Annotated in this window: 10 protein-coding genes; all 10 read left to right on the plus strand. The window is 61.9% G+C overall.

The window, feature by feature from the left end:
- Positions 1–71: 71 nt before the first annotated feature.
- The 10 genes from rseP to accA all read left to right on the plus strand — a co-directional run bounded on the left by rseP (position 72) and on the right by accA (position 13,146).
- Positions 72–1,424 carry a sigma E protease regulator RseP gene (gene rseP / locus PG887_RS01085; RefSeq protein ID WP_270821025.1) on the plus strand — a complete coding sequence of 451 codons (1,353 nt, stop codon included), beginning with the start codon at positions 72–74 and terminating at the stop codon, positions 1,422–1,424.
- A 34-nt stretch (positions 1,425–1,458) separates the two neighbouring features.
- The gene (bamA, locus tag PG887_RS01090) at positions 1,459–3,882 is read left to right on the plus strand and encodes an outer membrane protein assembly factor BamA (RefSeq protein WP_182935961.1); all 2,424 of its coding nucleotides are present in this window, start codon (positions 1,459–1,461) and stop codon (positions 3,880–3,882) included.
- A 147-nt stretch (positions 3,883–4,029) separates the two neighbouring features.
- On the plus strand, positions 4,030–4,542 hold the full coding sequence (locus tag PG887_RS01095) for an OmpH family outer membrane protein (RefSeq protein WP_029313943.1): 513 nt from the start codon (positions 4,030–4,032) through the stop codon (positions 4,540–4,542).
- 3 nt (positions 4,543–4,545) lie between these two features.
- Positions 4,546–5,565, plus strand: a complete 1,020-nt coding sequence (gene lpxD / locus PG887_RS01100; RefSeq protein ID WP_039039449.1) for a UDP-3-O-(3-hydroxymyristoyl)glucosamine N-acyltransferase — start codon at positions 4,546–4,548, stop codon at positions 5,563–5,565.
- 24 nt (positions 5,566–5,589) lie between these two features.
- Positions 5,590–6,051, plus strand: coding sequence for a 3-hydroxyacyl-ACP dehydratase FabZ (gene fabZ, locus PG887_RS01105; protein WP_010673414.1), 462 nt, complete (start codon positions 5,590–5,592; stop codon positions 6,049–6,051).
- Positions 6,052–6,053: 2 nt separating this feature from the next.
- Positions 6,054–6,845 carry an acyl-ACP--UDP-N-acetylglucosamine O-acyltransferase gene (lpxA, locus tag PG887_RS01110; RefSeq protein ID WP_010673415.1) on the plus strand — a complete coding sequence of 264 codons (792 nt, stop codon included), beginning with the start codon at positions 6,054–6,056 and terminating at the stop codon, positions 6,843–6,845.
- Entirely contained in the window at positions 6,838–7,977 is a 1,140-nt protein-coding gene (gene lpxB, locus PG887_RS01115) for a lipid-A-disaccharide synthase (RefSeq protein ID WP_039039432.1), read from the plus strand. Before lpxA ends, lpxB begins: the two co-directional genes overlap by 8 nt.
- 78 nt (positions 7,978–8,055) lie before the next feature.
- Positions 8,056–8,646 (plus strand): ribonuclease HII, encoded by a 591-nt coding sequence (gene rnhB, locus PG887_RS01120; RefSeq protein ID WP_039039433.1) that lies wholly within the window; start codon positions 8,056–8,058, stop codon positions 8,644–8,646.
- Between the two features lie 53 nt (positions 8,647–8,699).
- Positions 8,700–12,179 carry a DNA polymerase III subunit alpha gene (gene dnaE / locus PG887_RS01125; protein WP_039039451.1) on the plus strand — a complete coding sequence of 1,160 codons (3,480 nt, stop codon included), beginning with the start codon at positions 8,700–8,702 and terminating at the stop codon, positions 12,177–12,179.
- 16 nt (positions 12,180–12,195) lie between these two features.
- A complete protein-coding gene (gene accA / locus PG887_RS01130; protein WP_010673419.1) occupies positions 12,196–13,146 on the plus strand; it encodes an acetyl-CoA carboxylase carboxyl transferase subunit alpha in 951 nt (316 codons plus the stop codon).
- Positions 13,147–13,215: the final 69 nt, after the last annotated feature.

Genomic DNA, 13,215 nt, shown 5'->3' on the forward strand with positions numbered 1-13,215 from the left:
CTGTGGTGGCAGCCAGCCCCTCTCCATGCTCTCGAGCGCAGGACTGGACATGACCGCGAGGTACGCGGCTGATGGGCGGGCTTCTGTGGAATATCGGCGCCTTCATCGTGGCCCTCGGGCTGCTGGTGGCGGTGCATGAATTTGGCCACTTCTGGGTGGCTCGTCGTTGCGGCGTCAAGGTGGAGCGCTTCTCCATCGGCTTTGGCAAGGCCATCTGGCGTCGCCTTGGCAAGGATGGCACCGAATACGTGCTGGCCCTGATCCCCCTTGGCGGCTACGTCAAGATGCTGGATGGCCGGGTCGACGAACTCAAGCCGGGGGAGGAGGCGCAGGCCTTCAACCACAAGAGCGTCTGGGCCCGGATGGCCATCGTCGCGGCCGGCCCCATGGCGAACTTCGTGTTCGCCCTGTTCGCCTTCTGGCTGATGTTCATCATAGGGGTGCCGAGCGTCAAACCCGTGGTGGGCGAGGTGCGTCCTGCCTCCATCGTGGCAGAGGCCGGCATCCTGCCAGGCATGGAGATCGTCGGCGTCGGCGGCGAGGAGACCGGTGACTGGGAGAGCGTCACCTATGCCCTCATCAGCCACCTTGGTGATGACTCGGTGCAGCTCAAGCTCAAGGCGGCCAACACCAGCTATGCAGTGGACAAGACCCTGCAGCTGGCAGGCTGGAAATTCGACCCCGACAAAGAGTCCCCCATCGGGAGCCTCGGGATAGTGCCCCTCGGTGGCAAGGTGCTGCCCGTGGTGGAGGCCGTGGTGCCGTCGAGCGCGAGCGAGAAGGCTGGCCTTCAGATAGGGGATCGCATCAAGGGGGTCGATGGAGAGGCCATCACCGAATGGGCCCAGTTTGTCGAGCGTGTCCAGCAGTCACCGGCGCAGCCGCTGCAGGTGACGGTGGAGCGCCGGGGCAGCGAGATGACCCTGACCCTGACCCCGGACGGGAAGAAAGTGAAGGGCCAGCTGGTCGGTTTTGTGGGCTTGTCGCCGCAACTGGTTCCATTACCGGATGAGTATCGAACTCTGTTACAGTATGGGCCTTTGCAAGCCCTGTGGCATGGGGTCCAGAAGACCTGGAGCCTGATCACCCTGACCTTCGACATGATAGGCAAGCTGATCGGTGGCATCGTCTCTTTGGACAACCTGAGCGGCCCCATCTCCATCGCCAAGGGGGCCGGCAGCAGCGCCGATTACGGGTTGGTCTATTTCCTCGGATTCCTGGCGCTCATCAGCGTCAATTTGGGGATCATCAACCTGTTCCCCCTGCCGGTGCTCGATGGTGGCCATCTGGTCTATTTCCTCATCGAGGCGATCACCGGCAAGCCGGTATCGGAAAAAATTCAGGAAGTTGGGTTCAGGATAGGCGCCGCCATTCTGATGTTACTGATGGGCATTGCGCTGTTTAATGATTTCGCTCGCCTCTGAGGCCAGAGCATCAACAAGGACACATAAGAACAAAATGGCTGTTAAAAAAGCATTGGTGTTGAGTTGCCTGCTGGGGGCCAGCTTCCTGGCTCAGGCTGCCCCGGCCTCTTTTGTGGTGCAAGACATTCAGGTCGAGGGCCTGCAGCGGGTGACCCTGGGTGCCGCCCTGTTGAATCTGCCGGTGCGGGTCGGTGATTCCGTTGACTCCGTATCCCTGGCGAACGCCATCAAGAAGCTCTATGCCTCCGGCAACTTCGAGGACGTCAAGGTCTATCGCGACGGTCAGGTGCTGCAAGTGGTGGTCAAGGAGCGCCCGACCATCTCCAGCATCGAGTTCTCCGGCAACAAGGACATCAAGGAAGAGCAACTGACCCAGAGCCTGGAATCCTCCGGGATCCGCGTGGGTGATCCGCTGGATCGCACCGTGCTGAGCTCCCTCGAGAAAGGGCTGGAAGATTTCTACTACGGCGTGGGCAAGTACTCCGCCAAGGTCAAGGCCATCGTCACCCCGCTGCCGCGCAACCGGGTCGACCTCAAGTTCACCTTCGTGGAAGGGGAAGCGGCCAAGATCCAGCAGATCAACATCGTCGGCAACAACGTCTTCCCGGAAGAGAAGCTGCTGGCCCAGCTCTCCCTCAAGGACGACGTGCCCTGGTGGAACTTCACCGGCGATCAGCGCTACCAGAAGCAGAAGCTGGCCGGTGACATCGAAGTGCTGCGCTCCTATTACATGGACCGCGGCTACATCCGCTTCACCCAGGAGTCCACCCAGGTCTCCATGACCCCGGACAAGAAAGGGGTCTATGTCACCCTCAACGTCAAGGAAGGGGAGCAGTACAAGGTTTCCGGCATCCAGCTCAAGGGTGACCTCATCGACCGCGGCGGCGAGATGAAGGGCCTCATCCCCATCGAGGCGGGCAGCGTCTACTCCGCCAGCCAGGTAACCCATACCGAAGAGGTGCTCTCCAAGTTCCTCGGCCGTTACGGCTACGCCTATCCGAAAGTGGTCACCTTCCCCCAGATCAACGACCAGACCAAGGAAGTGGAGCTCATCGTCAACGTGGAGCCGGGTCCCCGGGTCTATGTGCGCAACATCAACTTCAGCGGCAACGTCACCACCAAGGACGAAGTGCTGCGTCGCGAGATGCGCCAGATGGAGGGCACCTGGCTCTCCTCCGACAACGTCGAGCAGTCCAAGACCCGTCTAAACCGCCTCGGCTTCTTCGAGACCGCGGAAGTGGACACCAAGCGGGTGCCGGGCAGCGATGACCAGGTCGATCTGGACTTCAAGGTCAAGGAGCAGCCGGCGGGGTCCATCAACGCCGGTATCGGCTACGGCACCGAGTCGGGTCTGAGCCTGCAGGCGGGTCTGCAGCAGGACAACTTCATGGGGACCGGCAAGAAGATCGGCATCAACGCCAGCACCAACGACTACTCCAAGAGCGTCGACCTGAGCTATAACGACCCCTACTTCACCGTGGACGGGGTGAGCCTGGGCGGCCGTCTCTACTACAACAAGTTCAGTGCGGCCGACGCCAACATCGTGGACTACGAGAACACCACCGTCGGTTTCCGTCTCTCCAGCGGCTTCCCGGTCAACGAGAACAACCGTCTCGACTTCAGCCTGGGCTACGAGAACAACAAGCTCTCCCAGCCCAACCCCTATGTACAGGTGGACGAGTTCTGGAAGGTCTACAGCGGCAATCTGGATGGCGACAACCGCATGGTGTTCAACACCGTGGACGTCACCGCCGGCTGGACCCGCTCCACCCTCAACAAGGGTCAGTTCCCGACCTCCGGTGATCGCCAGCGGGTGAACGCCAAGGTGACGGTGCCCGGCATGGATCTGCAGTACTTCAAGCTCAACGCCGAAGATGCTCACTACTTCCCGTTTGATGCCGACCACAAGTGGGTCATGCTGGCCAAGGCCCGCGCCTCCTACGGCGACGGCTACGGCAGCAATGGCGACTACGAGCACGTCCTGCCGTTCTTCGAGAACTACTACGCCGGCGGCTTCGACACCCTGCGTGGCTTCAAGAGCAACACCGTGGGTCCGAAGGCGCTCTACTACTATAACCTGGGCGGCAACGACGTCATCCAGGGCACCGACAGCTCGGTCGGGGGCAACGCCCTGGCGGTGGCCTCGCTGGAAATGATCGTGCCGACGCCCTTTGCCTCCGAGACCTATCAGCCCCAGCTGCGGACCAGCTTCTTCATCGATGCCGGTTCCGTGTGGGATACCCACTTCGACTACAGCCAGTATCAGAACCGTTGCTTCAGTGGTTGCAACTATCTGATGGACTACTCCGATCCGAGCAACATCCGGATGTCGACCGGCCTGTCGCTGCAGTGGCTCTCTCCCATGGGCCCGCTGGTGTTCGTGCTGGCAAGACCAATCAAGAAATACGAAGGGGACGACACCGAAGTCTTCTCCTTCAACATCGGCCGTACCTTCTAAGGGGAGCGGACGCCCCCCCGCCATGGCGGGGGGAAGCATGATGGGTCGCGCGTTTGCGTGCCTCACCAGGTAACAAGACGATCTCGTGGATCGCTTGCACAATCAGGTAAATCAGGTAGCCCTCGACCGAGGGACCAAGGAGTAAGTGTGAATAAAGCGTTGAAAGTAGCTGGTTTGAGCTTTGCACTGATGGCTGCCGGCATGGGTTCTGCCTTCGCTGAGACCAAGATTGCCGTGGTCGACATGGGCGAAGTCTTCCAAAAGCTGCCCCAGCGTGAAGCCGTTGCCAAGAAGCTGAAGGGCGAGTTCGAGCCGCGCATGCGTGAACTGCAGAAGCTGGAGTCTGACGGTCAGGCACTGGTCGAGAAGTTCAAGAAGGACGAAGCCTTCATGAGCGCCGAGCAGAAGAAGCAGAGCCAGGAGAAGCTGGCCAAGCTGCAGATGGAATTCAACCAGAAGCGTCAGGCGTTTGAACAGGACAACGGTCGCCGTCAGTCCGAAGAGCGCAACAAGATCCTGACCAAGGTGCAGGCTGCCATCGACGCCATCGCCAAGAGCAATGGCTACGATCTGGTGCTGGAGCGCAACGCCGCCCCTTATGCAGCCAGCAAGCTGGACATCTCCGGCCAGGTTATTTCTCAGGTTAGCAAGAGCAACTAATTGATGGCATTCACTCTCGCACAGCTGGCCCAGCAACTGGGGGCCGAGGTCCATGGGGATGGGACCCGGGAAATTCGCAAGGTCGCGACACTGGAAAAAGCCGGGGAGGGGGAGATAGCCTTCCTGTCCAACAAGAAATACCGGCATTTTCTGGAGCAGAGCAAGGCCACGGCCGTGCTCATCACCGAGGCAGACCTGCCGTTTTGCCCCACCAACGCCCTGGTGCTCAAGGACCCCTACGTGGGCTTTGCACGGGTTGCCCAACTGCTGGACACCACCCCGCAGCCGGCCATGGATATCCATCCGAGCGCCGTCATCGCGGCGGACGTGCAACTGGGCGAGAGAGTGGCCATCGGTGCCAATGCGGTGATCGAATCCGGCGTCGTGCTGGGTGACGATGTGCGCATCGGCCCGGGCTGTTTCGTTGGCAAGGATACCCGACTGGGAGCGCGCTCCCGGTTGTGGGCCAACGTCACCCTCTATCACAACGTGACCCTGGGCACGGACTGTCTGGTACAGGCCGGCACCGTGATCGGGGCAGACGGTTTCGGTTATGCCAACGAGCGCGGCGAGTGGATCAAGATCCCCCAGCTCGGTGGCGTGACCATTGGCAACCGGGTCGAGATCGGTGCCTGCACCACCATCGACCGCGGTGCGCTGGAAGATACCCGCATCGCTGACAACGTCATCATCGACAACCAGTGCCAGATCGCCCACAACGTCGAGATCGGCTACGGCACTGCCGTGGCGGGCTCCACCGTGATGGCCGGTAGTCTCAAGGTCGGCAAATACTGTATCATTGGTGGTGCCTCCGTCTTTAACGGGCACATGGAGATCTGCGACCAGGCCACCGTCACCGGCATGGCCATGGTGATGCGTCCCATCACCGAGCCCGGTATCTACTCTTCCGGCATCCCCCTGCAAACCAATAAAGAGTGGCGCAAGACCGCCGCCCGGGTGATGCGTATCGAAGAGATGCACAAGCGGTTGAGCAAGCTTGAGAAAAAGCTGGATCAAGAATAATCACGATTGGTATAGGGTACTGTTTTGACTACTGAAAAGAAGAGCCTGGGCATCCAGGAAATCATGGATCTGCTGCCCCACCGTTATCCGTTCCTGATGGTGGACAAGGTGGAAAACTACGAGATCAGCGATGAGCGCAAGACCCTGCGCGCCATCAAGAACGTCTCGTTCAACGAGCCGATCTTCCAGGGCCACTTCCCGGCCAAGCCGGTCTTCCCCGGCGTGCTGATCCTGGAAGCCATGGCCCAGGCCACCGGTATCCTGGCCTTCACCATGGTGGGCAAGCCGTCACCCAACGAGCTTTATTACTTTGCCTCCATCGACAATGCCCGCTTCAAGCGCCCGGTGGGACCCGGCGATCAGCTGGTGCTGGATGTGGAGTTCCTGAAGGAGCGTCGCGGCATCGCCAAGTTCACCGGTGTCGCCACCGTCGACGGTGAAGTGGTCTGTACTGCCGAACTGATGTGCGCCAAGCGCGAGGTATAACCGTGATCGATCAGACTGCCATCATCCACGACACCGCCATCGTCCATGAGTCTGCCGTCATCGGCAAAGGGGTTGAAATCGGCCCCTTCACCGTCATCGGTGCCGAGGTGGAAATCGGTGACAACACCTGGGTGAGCTCCCACGTGGTGATCAAGGGCCCGACCAAGATCGGTCGCGGCAACAAGATCTTCCAGCACACCTCCATCGGTGAGGATTGCCAGGACAAGAAGTACGCCGGTGAGCGCACCTTCCTCGAGATCGGCGACAACAACGTGTTTCGCGAGAACTGCACCGTGCACCGCGGCACCACCCAGGACCAGAGCCTGACCAAGGTGGGTAGCGGCAACCTGTTCATGGTCAACGTTCACGTGGCCCACGACTGCATCATCGGTGACAACTGCATCTTCGCCAACAACGCCACCCTGGCGGGCCATGTGCACATCGGTGACTTCGTGATCTTCGGCGGTCTGTCTGCCATTCACCAGTTCGGCCGCGTCGGCTCCCACGCCTTCGTCGGCGGCTGCGCTGCCCTGAACAAGGACGTGCCGCCCTACGTGATGGCCGCCGGCAACTACGCCAAGCCGTTCGGGGTCAACTCCGAAGGCCTGCGTCGTCGTGGCTTCAGCGCCGAGGCGATCTCTGCCGTCAAGCGCGCCTACAAGGAGATCTTCCGCTCCGGCAAGACCATTGAAGAGGTGTTGCCCGTGCTGAGCGAGATGGCCCAGAGCGAACCGGCCATCCAGCTCTATGTGGATTTCCTCAAGGACAACGAGCGCGGGATCATCCGTGCCTGATCCCATTCGCATCGGCATCGTCGCCGGAGAGACCTCCGGCGACATCCTGGCCGCAGGGCTGGTGCGCGAACTGCAAGCCCGCTACCCGGATGCGCAGTTCGAAGGGATCGCCGGGCCGCGGATGCAGGCTCTCGGCGTGAAGGCGCTGTTCGAGATGGAGGAGCTCTCCGTCATGGGCATCACCGAGGTGCTGGGCCGTCTGCCCCGCATCCTCCAGGTGCGCCGCGAACTGCTGCGCCACTTCATCGCCAATCCCCCCGACATCTTCGTCGGTGTGGATGCACCGGATTTCAATATCGGGGTGGAGCTGAAACTGCGCCGCGCCGGTATCAAGACGGTCCACTATGTCAGCCCCTCCGTCTGGGCCTGGCGTCAGGGCCGCATTCACAAGATCAAGGCGGCCACCGACATGGTGCTCGCCTTCCTGCCGTTCGAGAAAGCCTTCTACGACCGTTTCGATGCCCCCTGTCGCTTCGTCGGCCACACCATGGCGGACGACATTCCGCTGGTGCCGGATCAAGGGGCGGTGCGCGAGGCCCTCGGCATCGATCCCGCCCGTCGCTGGCTGGCGGTACTGCCGGGGAGTCGCACGGCGGAAGTGGGCTTCATGGCGCCGGTCTTCCTCGAGGCGTGCAAGCACCTGACGGTGCACAACCCGGATCTCGGTTTCATCGTGCCTCTGGTCAACCAGAAACGGCGCGAGCAGTTCCTCGCCATCAAGGCTGAGGTGGCCCCGGAGCTCGACATGGTGCTGCTGGACGGTCAGGGCCGCGAGGCCATGATTGCCGCCGACGTGGTGATGCTCGCCTCCGGCACCGCGGCCCTCGAGGCCATGCTGGTGAAAAAGCCCATGGTGGTGGGTTACAAGCTCAAACCCTTCAGCTACTTGCTGGCCCAGTGGCTGGTGAAGACGGATTATGTCTCCCTGCCGAACCTGCTGGCGGACAAGATGCTGGTGCCCGAGCTCATCCAGCACGAGTGCACCCCGGCCAACCTGGTGGAAGAGGTGAGCAAGCTGCTGGACCATGACAACAGCGAGCTCATCGCCACCTTCACCCGGTTGCACGAGAAGATCCGCTGCAATGCGGATGTGCAGGCAGCGGAAGCGGTTGCCGCGCTGCTGGAACGCTAGTGGGCTCTGCCTGTGTGTCAGGCGTGATGTTGTGCTGATACTGGCCCTGCGGGGCCGGTTTTGATTCAAGGCTATGAGATGACGATCGATATTCCCGAAGACAAGCTGATTGCCGGAGTGGACGAGGTGGGTCGCGGCCCCCTGGTGGGTGACGTGGTCACCGCCGCGGTGATCCTGGATCCTGCCAATCCCATCCTTGGCCTCGCCGACTCCAAGAAGCTCTCCGAGAAGAAGCGGCTCGCCCTGTTTGGCGAGATCAAAGAGAAGGCGCTGGCCTATGCCATCGGCCGCGCCAGCCCGGCGGAAATCGACGAGCTCAACATCCTGCACGCCACCATGCTGGCGATGCAGCGCGCCGTGGCGGGGCTCAAGGTGACGCCCGAGTTGGTCTTCATCGACGGCAACCGCTGCCCCAGATTGCCGATGGAGGCCCGCGCCGTGGTCAAGGGTGACAGCCTGGTGGCCGCCATCAGCGCCGCCTCCATCCTCGCCAAGGTGACCCGGGACGCCGAGATGACCGAGCTGGACAGCCGCCATCCCGAGTACGGTTTCGCCCGCCACAAGGGCTACCCGACGGCGGAGCACCTCGCCATTCTGGCCGAACGGGGCCCGCTGCCCGAATACCGGCAGAGCTTCAAGCCGGTGCGCCGCGCCCTGGGGATCGAATAACCGATGCCGATCTGTCTGAACGATTTCTGCTTGCGCAATGAGAGGGCGTGACCATGGCTGATCCCCGTTTCATCCACCTGAGGGTGCACTCCGACTTCTCCATGGTCGACGGCCTGCAGAAGATCGGTCCCATCGTCTCCGCTGCCGCCGCCAACAACATGCCGGCCCTGGCCCTGACCGACCAGATGAACATGTGCGGCCTGGTGCGCTTCTACGGCTCTGCCCACGGCAAGGGGATCAAGCCCCTGGTCGGGGCGGATTTCTGGGTGCAGAGCGACGAGCTTGGGGACGAGCAGTTTCGCCTCACCCTGCTCGCCATGGACAACGACGGCTACCAGAACATCACCCTGCTCATCTCCCGCGGCTATCAGCGCGGTCATGTGCAGGGGCGTCCGGTCATCGACAAGGCCTGGCTTGGCGAACATGCCAAGGGGGTGATCGTCCTCTCCGGCGGTCGCGAGGGGGATGTGGGCAAGTTCCTGCTCAAGGGCAACCGCCAGATGGTGGAGCATTGCCTCGCCTTCTACCAGACCCACTTCCCGGATGCCTACTACCTGGAGCTGCTGCGTACCGGCCGCCCGGACGAGGAGGTCTACCTGCACATGGCGGTGGCCATTGCCACCGAGTTCGAACTGCCGGTCGTGGCCACCAACGAGGTGGTGTTCCTCACCGCCGATGACTTCGATGCCCACGAGATCCGGGTCGCCATCCACGACGGCTACACCCTGATGGACAAGCGCCGACCGCGCCGCTACAGCCCCCAGCAGTACCTGCGCAGTCAGGAGGAGATGGCGGAGCTGTTTGCCGACATCCCGGAAGCCCTGGAAAACACGGTGGAGATCGCCAAGCGCTGCAACGTGACGGTGCGCCTCGGCGAGTATTTCCTGCCCAACTTCCCCACCGGTGACATGACCACCGAAGACTTCCTGGTCATGAAATCGAAGGAAGGGCTGGAGGAGCGGCTCGAATTCCTGTTCCCGGATCCGGCGGTGCGGGCCGAGCGCCGTCCCGAGTATGACGAGCGTCTCGACATCGAGCTCAAAGTGATCAACCAGATGGGCTTCCCGGGTTACTTCCTCATCGTGATGGAGTTTATCCAGTGGTCCAAGGACAACGGCATCCCCGTCGGTCCGGGCCGGGGCTCGGGGGCGGGGTCGCTGGTGGCCTATGCCCTCAAGATCACCGACCTGGATCCGCTGGAATTTGACCTGCTGTTCGAACGTTTCCTGAACCCCGAGCGGGTCTCCATGCCCGACTTCGACGTCGACTTCTGCATGGACAGGCGCGACGAGGTGATCGATCACGTCTCCGAGATGTATGGCCGGGAGGCGGTATCCCAGATCATCACCTTCGGCAGCATGGCGGCCAAGGCGGTGGTACGGGACGTGGGCCGGGTGCTGGGCCACGCCTACGGCTTTGTCGATCGCATATCCAAGCTGATCCCGCCCGACCCCGGCATGACCCTGGCCAAGGCGTTCGAAGCCGAGCCCAAGTTGCCGGAGCTCTACGAGCAAGACGAGGAGGTCAAGGACCTCATCGACATGGCCCGCCGCCTGGAAGGGGTGGTGCGCAACGCCGGCAAGCACGCCGGTGGCGTGGTGATCGCGCCCACCAAGATCACCGACTTCGCGCCGCTCTATTGCGACGACGAAGGGCATCACCCGGTCACCCAGTTCGACAAGAACGACGTGGAGTACGCGGGCCTGGTGAAGTTCGACTTCCTGGGGCTGCGCACCCTCACCATCATCGATTGGGCCCTTGGCATGATAAACCCCCGTCTTGCCAAAGAGGGCAAGCCGCCGGTGGACATCGCCGCCATCCCCATCGACGACAAGAAGTCGTTCGCCCTCTTGCAGCGCTTCGAGACCACGGCGGTGTTCCAGCTCGAATCCCGCGGCATGAAGGATCTCATCAAGCGGCTGCAGCCCGACTGCTTCGAAGACATGATCGCGCTGGTGGCCCTGTTCCGCCCGGGCCCGCTCCAGTCGGGCATGGTGGACAACTTCATCGAGCGCAAACACGGCAAGGAGGCCATCTCCTACCCGGACGAGAAGTGGCAGCACGAAAGCCTCAAACCCATACTCGAGCCCACCTACGGCATCATCCTCTACCAGGAGCAGGTGATGCAGATCGCCCAGACCCTGGCGGGGTATACCCTGGGTGGCGCGGACATGCTGCGCCGGGCCATGGGCAAGAAAAAACCCGAAGAGATGGCCAAGCAGCGGGCGGGCTTCGAGGAGGGGGCGGTCAAGAACGGCGTCGACGGCGAACTGGCGATGAAGATCTTCGATCTGGTGGAGAAGTTTGCGGGCTACGGCTTCAACAAGTCCCACTCCGCTGCCTATGCGCTGGTCTCTTACCAGACCCTCTGGCTCAAGACCCACTTCCCGGCGGAGTTCATGGCGGCGGTGATGACCGCGGACATGGACAACACCGACAAGATAGTGACCCTGGTGGACGAGTGTCAGCGCATGGGGCTGACCGTGATCCCGCCGGACGTCAACACCGGCCGCTACCGCTTCAGCGTCAACGAGGACGGCCACATCGTCTACGGCATCGGCGCGGTGAAGGGGGTAGGGGAAGGGCCGATCGAGGCGATCCTGGACGCGCGGGATCGGGACGGTCCATTCCGCGACCTGTTCGATTTCTGCAACCGGGTCGACATCAAGAAGCTCAACAAACGGGTGATGGAGAAGCTCATCCTCTCCGGCGCCATGGACAGGCTCGGCCCCCACCGCGCCGCCCTGATGGCGACCCTGGAGGAGGCGATGCGCGCCGCCGAGCAGCACGCCAAGGCCCAGGCGGTGGGGCAGGTCGACATGTTCGGCGTGCTCACGGAGGAGATCGACGACGTCAAGAAGGCGTTCGCCAACGTGCCGCACTGGCCCGACAAGGTGTGGCTGGAAGGGGAGCGCGAGACCCTCGGGCTCTACCTCACCGGTCACCCCATCAACCAGTACAGCAGCGAGCTGCGGCGCTACACCTCGGGCCGACTGTGCGATCTGCATCCCACCTCCCGGGATACGGTGACCACGGCGGCGGGGTTGGTGATTGCGGCGCGCAGCATGGTGACCAAGCGCGGCAACAAGATGGGGATCTTCACCCTGGACGACAGATCCGGCCGTCTGGATGTGACCCTTTTCAGTGAAGCGCTGGAAAAATACGAAGAATTGATGCAAAAAGACCGTATTTTAGTGGTTTCTGGACAGGTCAGCTTTGATGACTTCTCCGGTGGCCTTAAAATGTCGGCCCGCGAGTTGCTGGATATCAACGATGCGAGGGAGCGTTTTGCCAGGGCAATCCGCATCTCCCTCGATGAACAACGCATTGACGAGCGCTTTTTCCCGCGTTTGTGCGAGATTTTGGAGCCCGCCCGTGCCGGAGTCTGTCCGGTTCAGGTAAACTATCGTCGCCCCGGTTCCCGGGTGCGATTGACGCTCGGTACCGAGTGGCGGGTGACGCCCACCGATCAACTGATAGATGACTTGCGAGTCCTGCTTGGACGAGAGCGGGTTGAATTGGTTTTTGATTAGAGGATCTATTGTCCCTATGAGTCTTTTTCTGGATTTTGAACAGCCGATCGCCGAGTTGCAGGCACAGATCGATGAACTGCGCCATGTGAGCGAGCACAACAGTGCCGTGGATCTCAGCGAAGACATTCGCCGGCTGGAGAAGAAAAACGAAGAGCTGACCAAGAAGATCTTCGGCGATCTGGGTGCCTGGCAGGTATCCCAGATGGCACGTCATCCCCAGCGCCCCTACACCCTCGACTACATCGAGCAGATCTTCACCGATTTCGACGAGCTGGCCGGGGATCGCGCCTATGCCGATGACAAGGCCATCGTCGGCGGCATCGCCCGTCTCGACGGCGAGCCCGTGATGATCATCGGTCACCAGAAGGGGCGCGAGACCAAGGAGAAGATCAAGCGCAACTTCGGCATGCCGCGTCCGGAAGGGTACCGCAAGGCCCTGCGCCTGATGGAGATGGCCGAGCGCTTCAAGATGCCGATCATCACCTTCATCGACACCCCGGGTGCCTACCCCGGCGTGGGTGCCGAGGAACGTGGCCAGTCCGAAGCCATCGCCCGCAACCTGAAAGTCATGGCCGGCCTGACCGTGCCGGTGGTCTGCACCGTGATCGGTGAAGGCGGTTCCGGCGGCGCTCTCGCCATCGGCGTCGGCGATCGGGTCAACATGCTGCAGTACTCCACCTACTCCGTCATCTCCCCGGAAGGGTGCGCCTCCATCCTGTGGAAGAGCGCCGAGAAGGCCTCAGTGGCGGCGGATGCCATGGGCATCACCGCCCAGCGCCTGAAGGAGCTGAAGCTCATCGACAACATCGTCGAGGAGCCCCTCGGCGGTGCCCACCGCGACGTGGAGAAGATGGCCAAGCACCTGAAAGCGCGCATCAAGCAGGATCTGGATGCCCTGCGCCCCCTCGACAGCGAGCAGCTGCTGGAGCAGCGCTACCAGCGTCTGCTGGGTTACGGCTACTGCTGATCTGCCGTTTCCAATAAAAAGTCCCCGCATGCGGGGACTTTTTTTATGGGCGACGTTTGTGGGTGGGCG

Origin of the sequence: Aeromonas sp. QDB14, assembly GCF_027707845.1 — a bacterium.
Classification (GTDB): Bacteria; Pseudomonadota; Gammaproteobacteria; order Enterobacterales; family Aeromonadaceae; genus Aeromonas; species Aeromonas caviae.